Genomic DNA, 23206 nt, shown 5'->3' with positions numbered 1-23206 from the left:
CTGGTGTGGACGGGTTCACTTCACCGTGGCGCGAGCTGCCTGCTCGATCACCCTGGTCACGACGTCCGGGTGCGACACGGACACGGCGTGCGAGGATGCCACCGTGGTGACGTGGGCGTGGGCCCGCTCCGCCATGAACCGCTGGGCGGCCGGCGGGATGTTGAGGTCCTGCGTGGTGATCAGGTCCCAGCTCGGCTTGGTCTGCCACGCGGCCGACGTCGCCTTCTCGTCGAGGGCCGCCTGGGTGATGGGGCGCTGGGTGGCCGCCATCAGGGCCGCCTGGTTGGCGGGCACGTCGGCCGCGAACTGGTGGCGGAACTTGTCCGCCTGGATGTACAGGTCGGTGCCCTTGGTTCCGTCGGGCAGGGTGTACGGGACCGGGTCCAGGGCGTCGCCGAGCGTGCTGCCGGGGAACTTGCCGGACAGTTCGCCCGCGCTCTCCCCGGGGGCCGGCAGGAAGGCCGCCGCGTAGACCAGCGCCTTGACCTTGGGGTCGTTCACGGCGGCCTCGCTGATGACGGACCCGCCGTACGAGTGGCCCACGAGGACGACCGGGCCGTCTATGTGGTCCACCACACCGCGCAGGTAGGCGGCGTCACCGGCGACTGAGCGCAGCGGGTTGGCGGCCGCGACGACCGGGTATCCGTCGCTCTCCAGCCGTCGGACCACGCCGTTCCAGCTCGATGCGTCGGCGAAGGCGCCGTGCTCCAGCACGATCGTGGGCTTCTTCTGGACGGGGTGCGGGTCGGTGGCCGACGCGGTGGTGCCGAGGGTGAGGACTCCGGCGGCTGCGAGGGCCACGAGACCCGCGCCCGCGGCGGCGGCCCGGCGGAGGGGCGTGGAGTGCTTCAGCGACGCGACGTTCATGGTGCGTTCCTTCCCGCGGTGTGACGGACGGGTGCCGGGCCGGGGCCGGCGTGTGGCCGCCCTGTCTCGGTTGCAGGCATTAAAGTAGCGCACAATTGAGTTGTGTACAACTAAAGAACCGCGTTGTTCGGTGCGGGCTGGGTGTCTGAGCGGTGCCGGCGGCGTGGTCGTCCTGTTGACGCTGTTTCATGCCGCGCGTGGGGGCGAATTCATGCCGCGCGCGGGGGCGAAAGTTCCCCCTGTCCGAAGCTCGCGGGTGTCCGCGGACCTGACGGTCTCGTCGTGGCTCGTCGCGCTGTTCCCCGCGCCTCTTCGCCGCGGGGCCGCGCCCCGACGGGGGTGCGGGGGTCGTGCCGGTACGGGGCTCCGCCGTGGGGGTGTGGGCGACCGCCCGTCGGCCTGCCGGCGGAGAGGGCGGGCTGGGGTCGGTCAGTGGGCGTCCGCGGTCTGGACGCGCTTCTTGCGGGCGCGGTACGCGGCGGCCTTGATCTTGTTCCCGCAGGACTCCATGCCGCACCACTGCCGGCGCATACCGCGCGAGCGGTCGATGTAGACGCGGGTGCACTCGGGGTTGCCGCACTCCTTGAGCAGCGGCACGTCCGGGCCGCTCAGCAGTTCCACGGCGTGCCGCGCCACGGTGGACAGCGCCTCGTCCTGCGTCGCCTTCGTCCACCGCCCTGACGGGGTGAGCTGGGGCGCCGCGGGAGGCTTGCGTGCCGCGGCGTTCAGTACGGTCAGCGCCTCGTCGTCGTACGCCTCGCCGCGCCGGCGTGCCGTGACCAGCTGGTAGACGGCCTCCCGCAGGGCCGTCGCCCGCTCGACGTCGGACGGCCCGCCGGGTGAAACCGCGTCGACGATGCCGGACTCCAGGTACCAGGCGTCCAGCCTGTCCGGCGTCACGAACATCTCGAACCGCGCCGACCGGCGCGCTCGCAGGGTCGCCGCGAAGTCCAGGGCCGGGTTGCCGCATACGAAGACGTGATTCAGGTCCACATCACCATCCTGACAGGTGACTACCGCACCCGCAAGGATTCGTCACTGTCTTGACGGGTGACGGTGTCGTGGCTTGGTGGGGTCGCCGCTTCGGCAGGGGGCTGGCGCTGTCGTTCATGCGTCACCGGTTTGACTGGTGACGCGATGGTGTGCGAGATTCATCGCGGACGCGGACCGTGACGCCGTCGCGAACGGTCACGCGCCTCGATCCCCGTGCCCGCACAGGCCGGCCGTGCCCGCACAGCTCACCCCCCACCACCTCCGCAGACCCCGCCACGACGGAAGGCTCCGACATGTTCAACAGGCGTACCTTCGGCAAGGCCCTCGGACTGGGCACGGGCGCGGCCGCCGCCGCGCTGACGGGCCTGCCGGCCCTGCCCACCGCCTCGGCCGCGCCGCGCAACGCGACCCGGCCCCCGGCCCGGCGCACCCGGACCCGCCGCCCAGGCGGGCGGGCCTGACCGGTGCCACACTGACGACACGGAGGCGATCGCCGCCGAGGCCCCGCGCCCCGATCGCCGCCGAGGCCCCGCGTGACGTGTGGACGGTCACCGGCAAGGGCGCCGGCGAGCGGTCTGCCCGCGGCGGGCGAGCGTGCGGGTCTCCTCGACCGAGCGCCGGCCCGTACGAGCGGAGGCACCTGATGGGCACCTATCTGGTCAACCACCTGCGCATCCCGGGCGGAGTGCCCAACGAGGAGGGCCTCTCCTACCTCGAACAGGTGGAGAGCACGGTACGGGCGCACGGCGGCCGGTGGCTGGCTCAGGGCGAGGCGGAGGTCCTGGAGGGCGCGTGGCCCGGCACGGTGGTCCTGATCGAGTTTCCGGACGGGCGCACGCGCACGCCTGGTACCACTCCACCGAGTACCAGCGGATCATTCACCTGCGGGTCGACAACTCGATCAGCGACATGATCCTCGTGGACGGCGTGGGTCCCGGCTTCACCGTGGCGGACCTCGCCGGGAAGATCCGTGAGGCGCTGGCGGGCGGTGGGCGGTAGCGCGGGTGCGGCTCATCCGCCGGCCGCGGGAAGCCTCCCCTCTCCCCGGGGCGTGCGGACGATCAGGCGTGCCCGGCGGTCGGTGATGAGGTCGCGGAAGGCGGGATCGGTGAGCAGGACCACCGGGGCGATGCTGTGCGGGTCGTCGGAGTGCCAGTGGGAGAGCGCGTGGCGCACCGCACTCCAGGCGGCCTCGTCCTCACCGGCGGCGACGTGGTGCCGGGCGTGCGCCAGGGCCCTACAGAAGTGCTCGGGCTCGGCGAGGACGGGCGGCACGAGGGCGGCCCGGCGGGCGAGCCAGTACTCCCGGGCGTCCGGACCGGTCGGGGAACCGGTGCCGGCCTCGGGAAGGAAGTCCTTCACCATCGGCAGGTAGTGCTCCGGCCGGGCGCCCGGATCGGCCTCGGAGGCGCGGAGGAACAGCGGGACCGCTTCGGCGTGTATCCGTACCGGACCGACCGCGGCCAGGACGTGCGGCTTGAAGAGCACGTTGTTGCGGAGCGTGTGGTGGGCCGTCCTGAGGTCGAGGAACGCGTTGAGGATCGCCTTCAGGTAGAGCCCGGCGCCCGAGCCCTGCACGATGGCACGGTCGAACGCGGCCAGCGCGGCGTCGACGTCACCGCGCAGGGCCAGCGCCCTGCCCTCGGCCACCGCTTCCTCCGCGTCGTCGCGCCGGACCGGGCGGCCGTCCTGGCCCCAGAGCTCCTCGCGCAGCGTGCGTTCCTCGATCACGAGGGCCGCGAACGACGGGTACGCATCGCTCAGGAAACCCCAGCTGGACCAGGTGTACGCGGCCCACTCGCCGTCCGGCGACACGGTGCCCGGATCGAGGAACCAGAACTCCGCGTCCCCCTCGCGGGAGATCAGCAGTGCCCGGTTCACGAGGGCGCCCAGCTCGTCGTCGCCCTCGCCGAGGATCTCGCACGTCTCCTCGTCGGCGTCCCGGAACCAGTCGACCTCCTCGGTGGTCCGCATCTCCCACATGGAGGAGCTGATTTGGTGCCAGCCGTTCGAGGTGGCCAGGAACGCGCGGTAACTGGGCGGCAGCTTGGCGCCCAGCCTGCTCTCCAGCGCAGTGATGTCCGCCTCGCCGGCGCCCTCGAAGCCCAGCCAGCCCCGCGCCGCCTGCTCGTCGGTGATGTTGTAGCGCTCGTTCTCGTCGGCGACGCGCAGGAAGTCGGCGCTGTACTCGGTGAGGAAGGCACGCCACCCGTCGACCGTCGTGAGGCGCGGGCCGGCCGCGGGCCCGGCGGGGCCGGCCGGAGCGGCGGGCACGGGGGCGGAGCCGGACGCCTTGGCGGGCACGGCCGGTGACTTGGGCGTGGCCGGTGACTTGGGCATGGCCGGGCTGGCGGGTACGGCGGCGTTCACCGGGTTCGCCACCACCGTTTCCGACGAGCCCGCCGGTGACGCGGTCACCACCCCGAACGGGACCGTCAGGGTGCCGAGGAACGCGCCGAGCCCGGGGTGCGGGGCGGGCCTCGGCTCCCCGCCGGCGCCCGGCTCCGCGCCCGGCTCCGCGTATGTCTCAGCGGCCGTCCCCCGGTACTCGGCCGGCCCCTCGCCGCCCCGTTGGCAGAAGCCCGTGAAGCCGAGGGCCGGCACCCCCGCCTCGAAGAACCGGACCTGGGCCAGCTGCACCTCGTGGCAGCCGGTCCGGGTGATCCGCACCCTCAGGTGGCGGAACGCGGTGCCGCCCACGAAGGTGAAGCCCCGGGGCTGGTGGCGCTCGGTGAAGGACACCCCCGTCCGCGAGTCCAGGACCGTCCAGCTCCGCATGTCGTTCGAGCCTTCGAGGGTCCAGTCGCGTGGATCGCGGTCGGCGAAGTCGTTCGCCGAGACGAACACGTAGTGCCGGACGGTGACCTGCCGGTCGAAGGAGAACAGCAGGGTCGCCCGGCCGCTGAAGGCCAGCCACTTGCCGTGCCGGGCGCCGTCGAGGAGGTTCTCGGCGATCTCGCCCGCGGGCCGGTTCTCCAGGTCCGCCCGGACCTCGGTGACGAGCCGGGTCAGCTCGCCCCGCCCGGCGTCCGGTGGCGGCATCCGCAGCGCTATGGATGCCGAGTCGTCCCGCTGGTCGCGCCAGGTGACCCGTTCCAGACCGCCACCGCCGTCCTCGACCAGCAGCCGCAGCTCTCCCGAGGCCCGCCAGCCGCCGTCGTGGCCCTCCTGGGTGTGGAAGCGGTGCACGACGAGGCCGTCCGTGCCCGTCGGGAACACCTCGCCGGAGGCGAGCCGGCCGCGGAACTCCGCGATGCGGCCGTCCGCCGTGCGCCGGTGCCCGTAGAACCCGGCCATCCCGCTTCGGAAGGCGACGGCCGCCTCCGATCCGTCCGTGTTCCGCCACGCCAGCTGCCGGAACTCCACGGGCCCCTCGCGGTCCAGGTGGACCAGGAGCGGCCGGCCACCGAGCCAGGCGCCGTCGCCGGTGCGGGACTGCGTGTGGAACGTGAAGACCGACCGCGGTGCGCCGGCCTCCTCGATGGCCCGCAGCGACCGTCCCGGTTCGTTCGAGGCGTCCAGGGTGATCCGGTGCAGCCTGAGCGTGCCGGGCGCGTCGGGGGCGGTGTGCAGCCGCAGGGTGTTACGGCCGGGCAGCAGCCGGTCGGGGGGGATGCCGAGGGTCATCCGCGAAGGAGCGTCCGTCTGGGACACGATGGCCGAGTCGTAGAGCGTCTCGCCGTTGACGAGCACCTCCGTGCGGAGGTAGCCCCACGGCTCGTCGTCCACGGGGACCCAGGAGGTGACCTCCAGGGTCGCACCGTAGGCGAGGTCCTCCTCCCGCAGGTCGAAGGTGAACTCGACGAATCCGTCGGCGCGCAGGGCGAGGTGGCCGTCGCCCTGCGCGCCGCCTTCGTACCTCGATGTCAGGTGTCCCAGCTTGACGGGGGACGCGGTGAAGTCCGCGTAGATCGGTTGCACGTCTGTTCCTCGAAGTGTCGTGGGTCGGCCTTCGGGCGCGACCGTAACCGAGGGGTGTGACACTGGGGTTGCCTCCGCGGGACCGGCCAGGGCCGTGGTCGACGCGCGTCCGGCGGCGACCGGCCGTCGAACGCTCTGACGGGGCGCCGCTGGCTTGGCCGGATCGCGCCCGGCATGATGGGACTGCCAACGTTGGGCATCCCGGGCCGCGGGCCACCGATGTCCGTTAGAGGAGGATTTCGCGCGTGTCACGCCAGGTACTGACGGTCGGCCCGGGAAGGCCGGATGGCTATCCAACGATCGGCGAGGCCCTGGCCAGGGCACGGAGCGGCGCGGTGATCAGCGTCCTTCCGGGAACGTACGCCGAGAACCTCACCATCACCACCCGCGTCACCATCGTCGCGGAGCAGGCCCGCGGCAGCGTCGAGATAGCCCCGCGCCGCGGCAGCGCCGTGACGCTCATGGCCGACGCGGTCGGCCTCACCGACCTGGTGCTGCGCGGCCGGGACGACGAACTGCCCGTCATCGACGCGCCCCGCGGGCAGCTGGCGATGGACGGCTGCGAGGTCGCCGGCTCCGCCTGGACGGCCCTGCTGGCCCGCAGCACCGGTTCCCTGGCCATGCGGGACTGCCGGGTCAGCAACCGAGGGGGCGCCGGAGTGGTCGTCACGTCCGCCGTGGAGAGCTCCGTCGAATCCTGCACGCTCGAACACTTCGGGACCTCCGGTGTGGTGGTCAGCGAACAGGGCCGGGCCACGGTGCGGGGCTGCACCATCCGCGACGCCCGCGGCAACGGCGTGCTGGTCAACGGCGAGGCGCAGGGATCCATCGAGGACTGCGACATCTCCTCGACCGACAAACCGGCCATCGCCCTGGAGGGCCACAGCACGAACCAGGTGCTGCGCACCGTCGTGAACGACGCGGGCACCGGCGTCCACCTCAGCAGCGGGACCCGCAACACGCTGGAGGACATCAGGATCTCCGGCACCGCCGGACCGGGCATCGTGCTGAGCGGTGGTACCGACCCGCTGTTGCGCCGCTGCCGCACCGCCCGCACCAGGAACCACGGGCTGCTGGTCGCCGACCAGTCGCGCGGCACCTTCGAGGACTGCTGGCTGGAGGGCGCCCAGGAGGCCGCCCTGCGCGTGGGCGGCTCCGCCTCGCCCGTTCTGATCGGCCTCACGATCCGGGACTGCCAGGCGGGCGCGGTGCTGCTGGAGGAGGAGTCGACGGCCGAGTTCGACCGGCTGGAGATAGTCGACGCCAACGGAGCAGGTGTCTCCATACGTACCGGAGCCAATCCGCTGGTGCGCCGGGCCCGTATCAGCGCGCCGAGCGGCCATGGCGTGGAGGCACTCAAGGGCGGCCGGGGCAGGCTGGAGGACTGCGAGATCGACCGGCCAGGCGGTTCGGGCGTCCGGGTCGAGGACGACGGCAACGTCTACGTCGGCGGCGGCACCATCGCCTCGCCGGGCGGGGCCGGCCTGTCGGCCGGCCCCGATGGCACCCTGACGGCACGGGACTGCGTGGTCCAGGACGCCGCGGAGACCGGAGTCACCGTGGACGAGCGGGGAGAGGTGACCGCCACCAGGATCCAGGTGCGCTCCAGCGCCCAGCACGGGGTGCTGATCGCCGACGGCGCCCGGGGATCCTTCAACGCGTGCGAGGTCAGCGGCAGTGGCAAGGACGGATTCCGTATCGAGTCCACCCAGCCCGTCTCGGTTATCAACTGCACGGCACGCGACAACGCCGGGGGCGGGCTCATCCAGGCCAAGGTCGCCGACCGGGTCGTCGTCGAGCACCTGACGAGCACCGGCAACGGGAAACGGGACGCCTGGGGCCTCGGCGACGCCGAGGGCACCGATCCGGCGGCCTCGCCCGGCATCGAGGCCGACGACGCCGGGCTCAACGGCGACGAGGGACCGCTGGCCGAGCTCGACTCCCTCATCGGCCTGGAGAACGTCAAGCACCAGGTCCGCACACTGGTCAACCTGACCCAGCTCGCCCAGCGCCGGGCCCGGCTCGGCATGTCCGCGCCGCCGATGAGCCGCCATCTGATCTTCGCGGGCCCGCCCGGCACCGGCAAGACCACCGTGGCCCGGTTGTACGGCACCGTCCTCGCCAAGCTGGGCGCGCTCCGCTCGGGGCACCTGGTGGAGGTCTCCAGGGCCGACCTGGTGGCACAGGTCATCGGCGGCACCGCCATCAAGACCACGGAGACCTTCCAGCGCGCCCTGGGCGGTGTGCTGTTCATCGACGAGGCGTACACCCTGCTGTCCGACAGCCGGGGCTCCGGAGCCGACTTCGGGCGGGAGGCGGTGGACACCCTCCTGAAGTTGATGGAGGACCACCGGGACGACGTGGTCGTGGTGGCCGCCGGCTACTCCGCGGAGATGCAGTCGTTCCTGGCCTCCAACCCCGGTCTGGCCTCACGCTTCTCCCGCACCATCGAGTTCGAGAACTACTCGGTGCCGGAGCTCGTGGCGATCATGGAGAACATGTGCGCCCAGCACCAGTACGAGCTGGAGGACTCCACTCGCAAGGCGCTCACCGTGCACTTCGAACGGATGCCGAAGGACGCCACCTTCGGCAACGGCCGGGCGGCCCGGCAGGTGTTCGAGGAGATGGTGGACCGGCAGGCGTTCCGGCTCGGCGGCATGACGGACATGACCGAGCGCGACCTCGGACTGCTGCTGCCGGAGGACGTCAGCGACGCCGCGGCCGCCGCGGTCTCCGCGGCGCCGGGGGAGGGACAGCAGGAGAGCGACCCGCTGGCCCGCCTCGGCGACCTGGTCGGCCTCGCCGGCGTCAAGCGGGATGTGACCGACCTCGTCAACCTGCTCTCCACGGCCAAGCGGCGGGAGGCCGCCGGACTGCCCGCCCCCCGTATCAGCCACCACCTGGTCTTCACCGGCTCGCCCGGTACCGGCAAGACCACCGTGGCCCGTCTCTACGGCGAACTGCTGGTGTCGCTCGGCGTGCTGCCACGCGGTCAGCTGGTCGAGGTGTCCCGCGCGGACCTGGTGGGCCGGTACGTCGGGCACACCGCCCAGCTCACCCGCGAGGTCTTCGAGCGAGCCCTCGGCGGTGTGCTGTTCGTGGACGAGGCGTACACCCTCACACCCAGGGGTTCCTCGGGGAGCTCCGACTTCGGCCAGGAGGCGGTGGACACCCTGCTGAAGCTGATGGAGGACCACCGGGACGAGGTGGTGGTCATCGTGGCCGGCTACACCCAGGAGATGGAGCGCTTCCTCGCCTCCAACCCCGGCCTGTCGTCCAGGTTCTCCCGGCGGGTGGAGTTCGCCGACTACTCCTCCGACGAACTGGTCACCATCGTGCGGCAGCACGCCCTCGCGGCGGGCTACGAGTGCGCGACGGGCACCGGGCAGTTGCTGCGGGAGTACTTCGACACGCTGCCGCGTGACCGTTCCTTCGGCAACGCGCGCCTGGCGCGGCAGGTCCTCGAAGGCATGATCACCCGGCAGGCCGGCCGGCTGAGCGCGATGGCCGCACCCGGGCTTGAGGACCTGAGGACCCTCCTTCCGGAGGATGTGGCACGCGCCTGACCGGACGTTCCCGTTGTGAAGGGACAGTTGATGTCGGGTCGGCCCCCGGCCCACGCAGGGGCGCGGGGGCTGCGCGAAGAGGGGCCACCCAAGGGGCCTAGGATGCGGCCATGCGTGGTCCGACTCTCAAGTGCGCCCTTGCGGTCCTGCTCCCGTCGCTGCTCACGGCTACGACGATCGGCTCCGCCGCTGCGGCGTCCGCTGCCCCGCACGAGGCCGTGAAGCTGCCCGTGATGCCGTCCCGGCTGGATCCCGGCGACTCCTGCACGGGGGCGTCCACGAAGGTGGCGGCGGCGGCGCCGTGGGAGCAGCGCAGCCTCGAACTGCCCAGGACCTGGCAGTTCGGCAACGGTGCCGGTGTGAAGGTGGCGGTCGTCGACACCGGTGTGTCCACGACGGCGCCGGCCCTGGCCGGTGCGGTCACTCCGGTCGGTGCCGCGGCCCAGGACTGCGTGGGTCACGGCAGCTTCGTCGCCGGGCTGATAGCCGCGGCCCCGGTGAAGGGCGTCCACTTCGCGGGGGTGGCCCAGCGGGCGCGCATCCTGGCGGTACGCGGGACCGACGAGCGGGGGAACGCCACCGCCGCCACGGTCGCGGCAGGCATCCGGTCCGCCGTGGACGCCGGGGCGTCGGTCATCGACGTCTCGCCGGCCCTGACGGAGAATTCGGCCCAGCTGAAGGCCGCCGTCTCCTATGCCGAGGATCAGGACGCACTCGTCGTGGCCGCCGCGGTGCCCGACGCCACCGGTCAGGCCGGCACGGACGAGCCGCCGCCCCGCGACTACTGGCCGGCGGCGCAGTCCGGTGTGCTGTCCGTGGTCGACGTCGACCAGAACGGCCAGCGCCCGCGGAGCGGGCTCAACCCCCTGCACGCCGACCTGGCGGCGCCCGGTGTCGGTGTGATCGGCATCGGCCCCAAGGGCAAGGGCCACTTCCTCGGCGTGGGTGCGTCGCTCGCGACTGCCTACGTCGCCGGTACCGCCGCCCTCGTACGGTCCGCGTACCCCCGGCTGAGCGCCGCCGAGACCGCGCGGCGGCTGACGAGCGCCGCCTATCCGGCTCCCGTTCCCCGCCTCGACCCGTACGCGTCCGTCACCTCGGTCGGTGACGCCACCGCACACCGGCCCGAAGAGGCCGCGCGGCACGCCGCTCCGGTCAGGCTGCCGTCATCGGCCGCCGGCGACCGGGCGACCCACCAGGCGTTGCTGCTGGCCGCCCTCGGTGCCGCCGTGGTCCTGCTGGTCGGCTGGGCCTCGGTCATCGTGCCGCGCGGCCGGGCCCGTCGCTGGCGCCCCGCACGGGACTGAGCGGGCCGGCGCCGGGGACCCGCCCGGGCCGCGGCTGCGGCGGGCGGTCCCCCCAGAGGCGTGAGGTGTGTCCCGGGGGACTTTCCCCCGCCCTTGGCGAGGTGGGGAGGCTTCCGGCCGCGTGGGCGCGGGCAACCCACCACCGGCTGTTCCCCACTGCCGCGATGGGACTGACCTGACGGCGTGGGAGGTACTCCCGCCGGGCACGGCAGGAACGGTGCCCTCGGGACGGTGGCGACCCGGCGGTCCCGTCGTGGCTGAGCGCGGGGGTTTCCCCGCCCCGTAAGGGGCGGGGAAACCCCCGCAAGGGGTTCACACCCCGCCGACCGGCGCCTCCAGCAGCGCCGTCTGGATCAGGGTCGCCTTGCGGCGGGCGATGTACTGCCCGCGGCCGGCGGGCAGGTTGCGCGGCTTGGTGTTGCCGAAGACATAGCCCTCCGACGGCGGGCACGACATCAGCAGACCCGGTGTGTTCACCTCGTCGAGGCGCCGCAGCAGCTGGTCGTTGAGGCCCCGGCCCGCCCCCGTCGCCGAGCGCACCACGACCATGTGCAGACCCACCTCGTGTCCGAGGGCCAGGTACTCGAAGAGCGGCGCGAAGGGGTGGTCGAAGGCGTTGCCGCCGCCGAGCATGTCGTAGTCGTCGACCAGGACGAACAGCCGGGGACCGCTCCACCAGTCGGCCCGCCGCATCCGGGCGGGCGTGATGTCCGGGCCCGGCAGCCGGGTCTTCAGGGCCCGCGCGGAACCGTCCACCAGCTCCCGCAGCGGGTCCAGGGACACCGCGTGCCCCAGCCGGTACTCCTCCGGCACCGCCTCGACCAGCTCGCGCCGGTAGTCGACCACCAGGATGCGCGCCTCGGCTGGGGTGTACCGGGCCGTGATCGCCGCGGCGGCCAGCCGCAGCAGGTTGGTCTTGCCGCTCTCGGTGTCGCCGACCGCGACCAGGTGGGGCGTCCGGCTGAAGTCGTGCCAGACCGGTGAGAGCGACTCCTCGTCGAGTCCGATCGGGACGCGCAGCCCTTCCCCGAGCTCCGCCTGTGGCAGCTCGGCGACCGGCAGCCGGTGCGGCAGCATCCGCACCTTCGGGGCGGCGGGCCGGGACCAGTTGGCGGCCACCTGCTCCACCATGTGCGCCACCCCGTCGGTGAGGTCCTCTGCGCTCTCCCGGCCGTCGATGCGCGGCAGCGCGGACAGGAAGTGCAGCTTGCCCTCGACGGTCAGGCCGCGGCCGGGGTCGCGGGGCACGGTGGCCGCCTTGCGGACGTTGACCACCGAGTCCATGGGATCGCCGAGCCGCAGTTCGAGCCGGGTGGCGATCTGGTCGCGCACCTGTGCCGACATCTCCATCCACCGTGCCGCGGCGATGACCAGGTGGATGCCGTAGTTCAGGCCGCGTGCCGCCAGCTGGTTGAAGTGGGGCACGAGGGCGTCGAAGTCCTGACGGAGCGTTGCCCAGCCGTCCACCACCAGGAAGACGTCCCCGTGCGGCTCCTCCGCGAACTCACCGGCCGCACGGCGCCTGCGGTAGGTCGCCATCGAGTCGATGTTGTGGTCCAGGAAGAACTGTTCCCGATGGGTCAGGATGGCGTTGACCTCAGCCACCGTACGGCTGATCCGCTCGCCGTCCAGTCGCGCCGCCACCCCGCCGACGTGCGGCAGCCCGGACAGTGCGGCCAGCGTGCCACCGCCGAGGTCGAGGCAGTAGAACTGCACCTCACGCGGGGTGTGGGTGAGCGCGAGCGAGGTGATCAGGGTACGCAGCACCGTCGACTTGCCGCTCTGCGAACCACCGGCGACGCCCACGTGCCCGCCGGCCGCGGACAGGTCCACGACCAGCGGATCGCGCCGCTGCTCGAAGGGCTTGTCCACCAGGCCGACCGGCACCCGCAGCCGCCCCACCTCCGGCCACCCGGTCGCGGTGAGCCCGCGCTCCGGATCCGTGGTGATGCCCGGCAGCAGCGCGTCCAGAGCGGGCGGCAGCCCCAGCGGCGGCAGCCACACCTCGTGGGCCGGCGGGCCGGAGTCGCGGAGCCTGTCCAGCGCCACCGACAGCAGGGACGGACCGTCCTCGCCCTCCTCCTCGACCGGCTCCGGGTCCGGCACCTGTGCGGGGGCCCGGGGCACCACGTAGTCCGCCGTCCACGGCACCACCTGGCTGGCCACCCGGGCCTGCGCCACCGAGCCCCGGCGGCGCCGGTAGCCACCCGACACGTACGCCGCCCGGAACCGGGTCAGCGCCTCGACACCGCTCTTCAGGTAGCCGCTGCCGGGCTGGGAGGGCAGCTGGTAGGCGTCCGGCACACCCAGCACGCCCCGGCTCTCCATGGCGGAGAAGGTACGCAGGCCGATGCGGTACGACAGGTGGCTCTCCAGCTGGTGCATGCGCCCCTCGTCAAGGCGCTGCGAGGCGAGCAGCAGATGCACCCCGAGAGACCGGCCGAGGCGGCCGATCATCACGAACAGGTCCATGAACTCCCGGTGCGCGGCGAGCAGTTCGCTGAACTCGTCGACCACCACGAACAGGCTCGGCAGTGGTGCGAGCTGCGTCCCCGCCGCGCGTGCCTTCTCGTACTCCAGGGCCGAGCTGTAGTTGCCGGCTGCCCGCAGCAACTCCTGACGGCGTATCAGCTCACCGTGGAGCGCGTCCTGCATGCGCTCCACCAGGGCCACCTCTTCGGACAGGTTGGTGATCAACGCCGAGGTGTGCGGCAGCTCGTCGAGTCCCAGGAAGGTGGCACCGCCCTTGAAGTCCACCAGGACGAAGTTCAGCGTCTCCGAGGAGTTCGTCAGCGCGAGCGCCAGCACCAGGGTGCGCAGCAGCTCGCTCTTGCCGGAACCGGTCGCCCCGATCAGCATGCCGTGCGGCCCCATGCCGCCCTCGGCGGACTCCTTGATGTCCAGCTCGACCGGCCGCCCGTCGGCCCCCACCGCGACCGGCACCCGCAGCCGGGCCGCCGCGGAGCTGCGCCTCCAGAGCGAGGCAGGATCGTGGCGGTACAGGTCGGGGATGCCCAGCAGGGTCGTCAGCTCCACGTCGGTGGCCAGCGGCTCCGCGGCGTCGGCGGACAGCCCCATCCGGTACGGCGACACCATCCTGGCGAGTGCCTGGGCACTGGCCAGACCCATGGTGTCGGGCCGTCCGAGAACGGTCGTCTGCTCCTTGCGGGTGCGGTCGGTGCGGACCAGCTTGAGGGCGTTCGGCTGTACGTCGAGCCGCAGGGTGGTGCGTCCCGGCCGCCAGGAAAGCGCCCCGGACAGGTCGACCACCACCGAGTTGCGGAAGCCCTGGCCGTCCATGCGGTGACCGGCGGGCACCGTGACGCCGTCCACCACGATGACGGTGAACGGTTCCTCCCGGCCGGGCGGTTCCTCCGGATCGAAGACCGGCCGCTCCCCGAACTCCGCGCCGAGCAGGTCCTCCATGTCGTTGAAGGCCGACGAGATCATCCTCGCCGGCCCCGCTCCGTCCTGCTCCTGCGGGTGCAGGTTGTGGGGCAGCCACTTGGCCCACTCCCACTCCGCCCGCCGCTCGTCCGAGACGCACAGCACGATCCACAGCTCGTCCGGTGCGTGGAACAGGGCGAGCTGGCACAGCGCGGCGCGCACCAGGCTCCTGGCCGCCGCTTCGTCGCCCCGCAGCAGCACCCGGGAGAACGACCGCAGGTACAGCGCGATCGGCTGGTCCGGCACGGTGCTGTAGGCCCGGACGAACCGCCGCAGGGAGTGCGCGGAGAGCGGGTCGAGGTCCTCCACGGGTTTGGTGGCCAGCGGGGTCAGCCGCATGCCCAGCTGCTGGTCGCCGACCGCGACGCGGACCTCGGCGAAGTCCTCGTCCTTGGCACGGCGTTCCCACAACCTGGTGGTGCGCACCATGGAGCGGAGCGCGACCGGGGCAGGATGGCGCCAGGCGAGCGCTGTCTGCTGCTCCACCACCGCCCTGTGCACCTTGGCCCGGGTCTGTGAAAGATACCGCATGTAATCCCGGCGCTCCCCGACCAGCCGCTGTTTGCGCTCACCGCTCTTCCGCATGAACTGGCCGACGAGCATGGCGATGGAGGCGATGATGAGAACACCGAATGCCATGTAGGTGAACACACCGCCTCCGCCGGGGCGGAGGAACATCATCATCATGGAGAGGGACATCATCGCCATCGGGAGATAAGTCCAGACGGCGGTGTTGTCCGGCACCGTCTCCGGCAGTGTCGGCGGTTCCTGAAGGCTCAGTTCTCCTTCCGGCATCTCAGGACCGCGACGGCGGGCTGGGCGGCGAAACAGCACAACACTCAACTAACCGGCTCCCTTTCGGCGGATCTGCCGCCCTCTGATTGTCTGGCGAGCCCGTGAAGAATAAACAAGGGCCGGTTTCCGGCCTCGGGCGGCATCTGTAGTCTGCATGCCACCCCCACCCGCTTCCAAGCGGATCCCGTGCTCTTCAGGGAAAGCGTGAGTCTCCACCATGTCTGAAAGTTCAGTGGCGAGTCTGTGCCGGCTCACCGTGCGCGCCCCCGCCGCGTCACTCGACCTCGCGGTACCGGCGGACGTACCCATCGCCGACCTCCTGCCCACCCTGCTCAGGCACGCGGGTGCGGAACTGGAGGAGAACGGTCTGGAGCACGGCGGCTGGGTGCTGCAGCGTCTCGGTGACCGGCCGCTCGACGACGAGGGCACCCTGGAGACACTGGACGTCAGGGACGGCGAGGTGCTGTACCTCCGGCCGCACACCGAGGCGCTGCCCGAGGTGCGGCTGGACGACCTGGTCGACGGGATCGCCAACGTCACCCGTGAGCGCCTGCACGGCTGGACCCCCGACGCCAGCCGCCGGCTGCTGCGCGGCTGGGTGGTGGTCCTCCTGCTCACCGTACTGGTCATGCTGGCCTGGCCCGGCGGAGGCGATGTGCAGGTCCGGGCGGCGGCGGCCGGTGTGACGGGTCTGCTGCTGCTGGCCGGGGCCGGCTCCGCGAGCCGCGCCGTGGGCGACGCGGCAGCGGGCGCCACCCTGGGGTTCATGGCGGCGCCCAGCCTGGCACTGGCCGGCTGGCTGCTGCCCAGCGGGGAGATCACCGGCCCGCAGGCCTACCACGTGCTGGGCGCCAAGCTGCTGGCGGCCGGCGCGGCCGGCGCCGGTGGTGCCGTGCTCGCGCTCGCGACGGCGGCCGTGTACGCACCGCTCTTCCTCGCCACGGCGACGGTGGTGATCGCGGCCACCGTCGCCGGAGCCCTGATGAGCGTGTTCGACCTGCCGGCGGACAGCGCCGCCTCCGTGGTGGCCGCGCTGTTCGTGCTCTTCGGCGGCTTCGTACCGGCGCTGTCCTTCCGGCTGGCAGGGATGCGGATGCCCGCGCTGCCCACCACCGCACGGCAGCTGCAGGAGGGCATCGAGCCCTACAACGGCCGGGACGTCGCCGTCCGCACCGAGCTGGCGAGCGGCTGGATGACCGCGCTGTACGGGGCGACCGGTGTCGTCTGCGCCGGCTGCCTGTTCACGCTGGCCAGGCGCCCCGACCTGCCCGAGGTGCTGACGGCCGTCGCCCTGTCGCTGCTCCTGCTGCTGCACGGCCGGGGTATGGTCAACGTCTGGCAGCGGCTCACCCTGGTGCTGCCGGGCGCCGCGGGCGTCCTCCTGCTGCTCCTGGGCACGGCCGTGAGGCTGGCCACGGACCAGCGTCCGGGGTTCGTGGCGGCGCTGCTGGCGCTGGCGGCCGTGCTGGCGATCGTCTCGTGGACCGTTCCGGGCCGGCGCATGTCGCCGTACTGGGGCCGCGCGGCCGAGCTGCTGCACTCCCTGCTGGCGATCAGCGTGCTGCCGCTGACCCTGTGGGTACTGGGCGTCTTCGGTGCCCTCCGGGCCCTCAACGGCTGACGGCGGGGGAGGAAAGCCATGCGGTCGAAGCGCGACCAGGTCCAGGCGCACACCTTTGTCATGAGCCGGTTGACATCCGGCATGCTGCTCGCCGACCCGGACGCCCCGGAGTCACCCCTGGGGCGCACCACCCGCGGTGTGGTGATCGGCATCGTCATCGCCGTGGTGGTGGCGGCCGGGTCCGTGGTGTACGGGCTCATAGCACCCGGGGGCAACGACTCCTGGCGGAACTCGACCAGTCTGGTCGTCAACCGTGACACCGGAGCCCGCTACCTGTACGTCGGCAACCGGCTGAGGCCCGTGCGCAACTACGCCTCGGCCCGGCTGATCGGCGGCAGCGACCTCAAGGCCACCGACGTGGGCACCGCGTCGCTGGCCGACACGCCGACCGGCACCCCGATCGGCATCCCCGGCGCCCCCGACTCGGTGCCCCCGGCGGGCAACCTGGAGAGCGGGGCGTGGGAGATCTGCTCCACCGTACGGTCGGTGGAGACGGACGGTGGGAGTGTCACGCGCACACCCGTCACCGCGCTGGTCGCGGGTGCCCCCGTCGAGGCCGACGGGCTCGACTCCGGGCAGGGCCTCGTGGTCAGGGGGCCCGACAAGGCGACGTACCTGGTGTGGCAGGGCAGCCGGCTACGCCTCGACACCGCTTCCGGCGCCGCCAGTTCCCTCGGCTACGGCGCCGTCACGCCACGGCCGGTGTCCGCGGCCTTCCTCAACTCCCTGGTCCCCGGCCCCCGCCTGGCGCCGCCCGCGGTGCCGGGGCGGGGCACCCCGGGACCGTCGCTCGACGGCCGGGCCAGCGTGGTGGGCCAGGTGTTCCAGGTGCGGGTACCGGGTTCCGACACGCACTACTACCTGCTGCGCGCGGAGGGCCTGGTACCCATCACGGCCACCGAGGCCGCCCTGGCGCTCGGTGACCCCGCCACCCGGCAGCAGGCATACGGTGGTGCCGCGCCCAAGGCTGTGGCGGTGGGCGCGGCCACGCTGAAGGAGCACCAGGCCCCCGGGACCGCGGGACGTTCCCTCTCGGCGGCCGGGTTGCCCGCCTCCCCGCCCCGCGCCGTCGAGGTGCCGAGGGGCTCGGCGGCCTGCGCCCGGGTACGGCCGGGCGGGGACGGCACCGAGGTCACCACCGTCCAGGTGCCGATCAGCGAGTTGTCACCGGCCGCGCAGCCGGCCGACGAAGAGGTGGCGAAGGCCTGCCTGCCGGTCGACGTGGTGGTGGTGCGCCCGGGGCACGCCGTGCTGGTGCGGGCCCTCGCCTCCGGTGGCACGACGGTGGGCAACACGACGTACTTCGTGACGGACACCGGGGTCAAGTACCGCGTCACGTCGGCCAAGGCCCTGCAGTCGCTCGGTTACACCGAGGGCGCCGTGCAGGCACTGCCGTCACCGCTGCTCCAGATGCTGCCCTCGGGCCCCGACCTGAGCCCGGAGGCAGCCGCCGGCGGGGTGCCGGTGACCACACCGCCCAGCTGCGGGAAGGAGACCGCGGGCCGGCGGGATCTCGCCGCGACGGCAGGCTCTCCGGGGACCGGAAGTAACGCTTCCGTACCGACATCCCGGTGAAATTGAGAGCTAGTTGCGGAAGAAACTAGTCCTTTTCTAGGCTCCCACCAACATCAGCGATCAAGAAGGTAGGTAACGCCATGCCAGGCACGGGGCACGTCCAAGCTTCGACTCAACAGGGGACCCAGGCCGGTATCCACGCCCTGGAGAGCGCCCTTCAGGGCGTCCAGAGGGCTCGTGCGGACGTCCGGAGCACCAAGGAAAACCTCACCCAGGGCTACCAGGGCGCAGACGGCAGGCAGTACACACAGCTCATGGAGGCGTGGGACGCGCAGGCCGAGATCATCAAGCAGAACCTGGAAGAGATGATCCAGGTGCTCCAGCACGGCGACCAGGAGCACAGGAAGCAGCAGAACGCCTCCAGCGAGGCCATCAACCAGGCCTCGCAGCGGACCGCAGGCGTCTTCGACGGCGCGAGCCCCATGTCCGCGGCGACCTACAGCGCGCTGACCCCTGGCGTCTAGGCCAGGCGACTCCCCACGCACTGACCCGGACCCGGGCCCCCGCACACCACACCTGACCGCCACCACCTGAGACGAGACGATCGATGCCTGTTGACCCCGGTAACCTGACAGATGGTCAGATTTACGTTGCCTACAACCACATGGACAACGCCGCCGACGACATGGTCCAGCAGACCAAGGCGATAGCGCAGACCCTGGAGTCGCTGGAAGCGGAGCTCGGCGCCCTCAGGCAGAGCTGGGAGGGTAACGACGCCCTCGAGTACGGAAAAAAGCAGAAGGCATGGGACAACGCGGTGCATGCCATGGAGCAACTGCTGAACAACAACGCCCAGCTGCTGACGGACATCTCCCAGAACTACAACTACAGCGAGAACTCGCTGGCTCAGATGTGGTCCGAGGTCCAGATCGGCCGCTGAGCCGCTTCAACCACCCCTGATTCTCACCCCCCATAGAGTCCGCCGCCCGGCCGTCGGCCGGGCGGCTGATGCAGATCCGGAGGAAGCCATGGCGGACTTGACCCATCTGGACTCCCAGCACCTCAAGCAGTTCAAGGACAACGACCTCGCCGACTTCCTCAAGGACCTCGATGCGATCCGCGAGGACGACCCCGCGGGGGTCAAGTCGCTCAAAAGCGTCCTGGCGGGGCTCCTGGTCACGGGCAGCACCTTCGGCGAGGTCTCGAACCCGCTGGTGATCGGCCTGATGGGCAGCGACGACACCGTCTCGGGCCAGTCCCTGAACAAGAAGACCAATGCGGCGGCCCAGGCCGTCGACGAGATCCTGCTCTCGCAGAAGACGCTGTTCAAGGACATCGACAAGGACCTTCAGGAGACGCTCGACACCTTGCTGAAGACCCAGCACGACAGCCTCGAAAGCATCGACGGAGCGAAGGCCCTGGACATCTTCTCCAACGTGGACGGCGATATGGGCGACAGCTCGGGGGGCTCCAGCGGCTCGGGCGGCTCGGGCGGTTCCAGCAGCTCAAGCAGCTCTAGCGACGACAAGAACTAGTTCCTCGAAGCGTCCTCCTCCGTCCGTCCTTGTCGAGCAAGGTCCGAAGGGTTCTGTCATGGCAGCAAGTTACGGCCAGAACGACGTCTGGGGTCAGGCGATCAACCTCCTGACGGGGTACCCCATGCCTGACAGGAAGACGATCTTCGACAAGATCAGCAGCGATCCTGATAAGATCCCGCTCTTCCGGATGGACATCCAGCAGGTTAACTCCACGTACACCACGGGCGGACCGATGTCCGTCACCACGACGGACTTCAGCGCCTTCGACGCAATCGTCAACAACAGATGGCTGCCTAAGGGAGAGACTTACGACCTTCCTTTCTACGTCAAGGGGAAGGGCGGTACCGCCTGGCTGCGCAAGGCCAGGCTTGTCTTCATCGGGGTCCCCCTCGACGCCTCGGGTGCGGTCAACCTGCAGGACGACGGCGAGATGAGCGAGGGTGGCCCGTTCAAGGGCAGCTACACCCACACGGACTGGGACACCGGCCCGATGTCGCAGTACATCAGCGGGGCGAAGGCGGCCCTGGACAAGCTCGTGAACGACCACACCACGTACAACCTCGCGTACAGCGGCGCCACCGTGCCCCACGAGGACAGTGTGGACCTCAACGCCTTCGACGACATCGCCAGGGCCTTCGACAGGGCCACCAAGTTCTTCGTCGACCACGGCAAGACGCTCGCCGCCTGGGAGAAGTCGATGGGCGGTGAGAACGCGGCGTGGCAGGGACAGGCCGCGAGCGTCTTCCGGAACCTGCTCCACAAGCTGAACAAGAACTACGAGAGCTACGTGGATCAGCTCGGCGGTGAGAAATACGCGGCTTCGAGCACCACCATCAACGGCTACACCCCCGCGTCCAAGTACGCCGACAGCATGGCGCAGGCGCAGCAGAACCTGTACCAGCAGGCGAAGGCCCTCCAGTCGGCGTGGAGCCAGTGGGCCACCGGCTACGGGGCGCACTGGCCGCACCGGTGGCTGCTCAACGTGCTGTCCGACCTCACCGACTGGGTGATCCAGAACAACGCCACCCAGGTGCTGCGCAGCGGTCAGACCACGGGGCAGTTCACCTCGGTCCACCCCCAGTACGGGGACCTCAACGACATCCAGAGCTGGAAGAAGGTCGGCGAGGACGCCGTCCAGCGCTGGAACCAGCACGTGGAGTCCGTGCTGGTGCCGGCGGCGGGACAGGCGCTGACGACCCTCAAGAGCGACTGGGTGGACGCGAGTGAGAACTTCGCCCAGCCGCTGGAGACCAAGGACACCACGTCCCTGACGGACCAGTTCAACCAGGACCAGGCCAAGAAGGCGCAAGACGACGCCAAGAAGGCGCAGGACGACGCCAACAAGACGCTCAACGACAGCCTGAACAACATCAACAAGGGCCAGGGCGCCCTCAATGACAGCCTCAACGACATGAACTCGGGGCTGAACGACAACCTGAAGGGCATCGGCGACGGCCTCAACGACGCTCTGGGCGGGGCCGGCGGCGGGGCCGGTGGCCTCAACGACCTTCTGGGCGGGGCCGGCGGCGGCGCCGGTGGCCTCAACAACCTCCTGGGCGGGGCAGGGGCGGACGGCGGTCCGGGCGGGACGGACGGTCTGGGCGGGACGGACGGTCTGGGCGGGGGGCCCATGAACCCCAACCTCATGGGCCTCACCGGGCTGACGGGAGGTGGACCGGGCGACTCCGGAGCCAAGGGCCCCCTCAACAACCTGACCTCCGCAGGTTTGCCGGACGACCTCACCGGAGCCGGAGGCCCCGGCGGAGTGGACAGCATCACCAATCCGGACGGCAGCACCACGAAGCTGAACGGCGACGGGTCGCTGACCACCACGTCCCCCGACGGCGGCACCACCACCTTCAACCCGGCCACGGGCATGCTGAACAGCCTGTCCCCGGACGGGAAGTCGAGTCTGACCGATCTGGGCTCGAAGGGCAGCGTGACCAATCCGGACGGCAGCAAGACCAAGCTCAACGACGACGGGTCGCTGACCACCACGTTCCCGGACGGCAGCAGCACCACGGTCGACCCCTCCACGGGGAACGTCACCACGACCAACGCGGACGGCTCGACCAGCAACTCCTCCCTCAACCCGGATCTGGGCTCGTTCAGCACACCGGACGGAGGGACCGCGCACCTCAACCCGGACGGGTCGCTGTCCACCACGCTGCCGGACGGCAGCACGCAGCAGATCAATCCGGACACGGGCACCGTCACCACGACTTCGCCGGACGGCAGCACGCACACCTCCCACCTGGACGCCGGCGACAGCATCACCAACCCGGACGGCAGCACGACCAAGCTCAACCCCGACGGGTCGCTGTCCACGAAGTTCCCGGACGGCACCACCCAGCTCCTCAACCCCGACGGCACCCTCCAGACCACCAACCCGGACGGGACGACCAGCACCACCGATCTGCTGAACGGCGGCCAGAACTCGGGCGGCCTCGACACCAGCGGCCTCAACGACACCCTGGACCACCTCAACGGCCTCGACACCAGCGGCCTCGACCACACGCTGAACCACCTCAACGACCTCGGTTCCGGCAACGGCCTGCACGTGCCCGACGTCGGCACCTCCGGTCACGGGCTGGGCGGCGGAGGGCTGGGGGACTCGTCGGGTGCCCTCAACCCGGGCCTGTCGTCGGGTGGTTCCGGTGGTTCGGGTGATCTGGGCTTCGACGACCTCCAAGACCCCGAGTTCACCGGGGGCACGCTGGGTGCCCCTCCTGCCGGCGCCGCGGGCGCTGCCGCCGGCGGGGCCCCACCCGGTGGCATTCCGCTCAACCCGGGACTGGGTGGCATGGGTGGCATGGGCGGCGGCATGGGTGGCGGCGGCATGGGTGGCGCCGGCGGCTCGTCCAACGGCGAGCGGGTCCGCACCGTGCACGGGGACGGCGACGGCGCCTCTCTGGGCAGGCGGTCGCGTCGCGGAGAGGCGGTCGAGGAGGGGGAGGACCTCGCCCCGCTCCGTCGCACCGCCACCACCAGCAGCTCCGGGGCGCCCGGTGCCGCGGGGTCCGGCGCCGCGCAGGGCGGCAGGTCCACCCAGAGCGGCAACCAGCCCCGGCCCAGCTACGTGCTGGAAGAGGAAGAGGATGTCTGGGGCAGCGAGGACGGCGGCGCACCGGCGGTGATCGGCTGATGGCACGTGAGTCGAGCGAGTCGTGGGCATCCGGCGCCGATTCGATCAGCGACCGCCTGGCGCGCGCCATGGCCGAGCTGGAGCAGACCGAGGCCGCGGTGGCCAAGGCGGAGGAGGAACTGCGGGGCGCCTCCGTGACCTTGCGGTCCAAGGACCGGGCCGTTGAAGCCACGGTCACCGCGCAGGGCGAGCTGACCGGGCTGCGTTTCCTGGAGAACAAGTACCGCACCATGGCGGCCTCCGATCTCGCGGCCAGTGTGCTGGAAGTGGTGGGGCGGGCGAGGATGCAGATGGCCCGTCGTGTGATGGAGACCTTCGAGCCCTTCACCCAGCCCATGGCGCCGACACCGGAGCTGTCCGGTATCGATATCGACTGGGTCAAGATCTTCGGGCCGGGCGTGCTGGAGGACGAGGAAGAACCCACCGCCGCCCGGCGCAGGGGGCGCCGGGGGCTTCGTGACGAAATCATCGAGGATCCTGAGGACTAGGAG

The 23206-nt window shown here is 71.4% G+C and carries 14 protein-coding genes and 1 pseudogene; 11 read left to right on the top strand and 4 right to left on the bottom strand.

All coding sequences use genetic code 11. The features are described 5' to 3' along the window. Window positions 1-15: 15 nt before the first annotated feature. A complete protein-coding gene (locus tag ACSMXW_RS12050; protein WP_485805999.1) occupies window positions 16-867 on the bottom strand; it encodes an alpha/beta fold hydrolase in 852 nt (283 codons plus the stop codon). A gap of 429 nt (window positions 868-1296) precedes the next feature. Beyond that, window positions 1297-1860, bottom strand: coding sequence for a CGNR zinc finger domain-containing protein (locus tag ACSMXW_RS12045; protein ID WP_485805997.1), 564 nt, complete (start codon window positions 1858-1860; stop codon window positions 1297-1299). A gap of 293 nt (window positions 1861-2153) precedes the next feature. Between ACSMXW_RS12045 and ACSMXW_RS12040 the strand changes: the two genes are divergently transcribed. Further along, on the top strand, window positions 2154-2321 hold the full coding sequence (locus tag ACSMXW_RS12040; protein ID WP_485805995.1) for a hypothetical protein: 168 nt from the start codon (window positions 2154-2156) through the stop codon (window positions 2319-2321). A 182-nt stretch (window positions 2322-2503) separates the two neighbouring features. Further along, window positions 2504-2730 (top strand): annotated as a pseudogene (locus ACSMXW_RS12035) (DUF1330 domain-containing protein); the annotation flags it as partial. A 141-nt stretch (window positions 2731-2871) separates the two neighbouring features. Here ACSMXW_RS12035 and ACSMXW_RS12030 read toward each other — a convergent pair. Continuing rightward, window positions 2872-5781 carry an SMI1/KNR4 family protein gene (locus ACSMXW_RS12030; RefSeq protein ID WP_485805993.1) on the bottom strand — a complete coding sequence of 970 codons (2910 nt, stop codon included), beginning with the start codon at window positions 5779-5781 and terminating at the stop codon, window positions 2872-2874. Between the two features lie 245 nt (window positions 5782-6026). On the opposite strand from ACSMXW_RS12030, the gene ACSMXW_RS12025 reads away from it, so the two are divergent. Together ACSMXW_RS12025 and ACSMXW_RS12020 are read left to right on the top strand one after the other, a co-directional pair. Then, the gene (locus ACSMXW_RS12025) at window positions 6027-9347 is read left to right on the top strand and encodes a right-handed parallel beta-helix repeat-containing protein (protein WP_485805991.1); all 3321 of its coding nucleotides are present in this window, start codon (window positions 6027-6029) and stop codon (window positions 9345-9347) included. Window positions 9348-9457: 110 nt separating this feature from the next. Further along, on the top strand, window positions 9458-10654 hold the full coding sequence (locus ACSMXW_RS12020) for a S8 family serine peptidase (RefSeq protein WP_485805989.1): 1197 nt from the start codon (window positions 9458-9460) through the stop codon (window positions 10652-10654). A gap of 312 nt (window positions 10655-10966) precedes the next feature. On the opposite strand, the gene eccCa is transcribed toward ACSMXW_RS12020, so the two are convergent. Next, a complete protein-coding gene (eccCa, locus tag ACSMXW_RS12015; protein ID WP_485805987.1) occupies window positions 10967-14896 on the bottom strand; it encodes a type VII secretion protein EccCa in 3930 nt (1309 codons plus the stop codon). Between the two features lie 217 nt (window positions 14897-15113). Between eccCa and eccD the strand changes: the two genes are divergently transcribed. From eccD to ACSMXW_RS11980, 7 genes are all read left to right on the top strand, one after another. Continuing rightward, window positions 15114-16517: a type VII secretion integral membrane protein EccD gene (eccD, locus tag ACSMXW_RS12010; protein ID WP_485805986.1), complete on the top strand. Its 1404-nt coding sequence runs from the start codon at window positions 15114-15116 to the stop codon at window positions 16515-16517. Window positions 16518-16535: 18 nt separating this feature from the next. After that, window positions 16536-18092, top strand: coding sequence for a type VII secretion protein EccB (gene eccB / locus ACSMXW_RS12005; RefSeq protein WP_485805985.1), 1557 nt, complete (start codon window positions 16536-16538; stop codon window positions 18090-18092). Window positions 18093-18172: 80 nt separating this feature from the next. Beyond that, entirely contained in the window at window positions 18173-18556 is a 384-nt protein-coding gene (locus ACSMXW_RS12000) for a hypothetical protein (protein WP_485805984.1), read from the top strand. Between the two features lie 83 nt (window positions 18557-18639). Further along, the gene (locus ACSMXW_RS11995; RefSeq protein ID WP_485805983.1) at window positions 18640-18972 is read left to right on the top strand and encodes a WXG100 family type VII secretion target; all 333 of its coding nucleotides are present in this window, start codon (window positions 18640-18642) and stop codon (window positions 18970-18972) included. Between the two features lie 88 nt (window positions 18973-19060). Further along, window positions 19061-19567 carry a type VII secretion system-associated protein gene (locus ACSMXW_RS11990; RefSeq protein WP_485805981.1) on the top strand — a complete coding sequence of 169 codons (507 nt, stop codon included), beginning with the start codon at window positions 19061-19063 and terminating at the stop codon, window positions 19565-19567. 58 nt (window positions 19568-19625) lie between these two features. Next, on the top strand, window positions 19626-22715 hold the full coding sequence (locus ACSMXW_RS11985) for an AAWKG family protein (RefSeq protein WP_485805979.1): 3090 nt from the start codon (window positions 19626-19628) through the stop codon (window positions 22713-22715). Beyond that, complete coding sequence (locus tag ACSMXW_RS11980) at window positions 22715-23203, top strand: YbaB/EbfC family nucleoid-associated protein (protein WP_485805978.1); 489 nt, start codon at window positions 22715-22717, stop codon at window positions 23201-23203. The genes ACSMXW_RS11985 and ACSMXW_RS11980 overlap by 1 nt, the downstream gene beginning before the upstream one ends. Window positions 23204-23206: the final 3 nt, after the last annotated feature.

Source organism: Streptomyces sp. DSM 116793 (assembly GCF_057320905.1).
The sequence above is the reverse complement of the archived record's forward strand: the minus strand, read 5'-3'. Positions and strand labels throughout refer to the sequence as shown.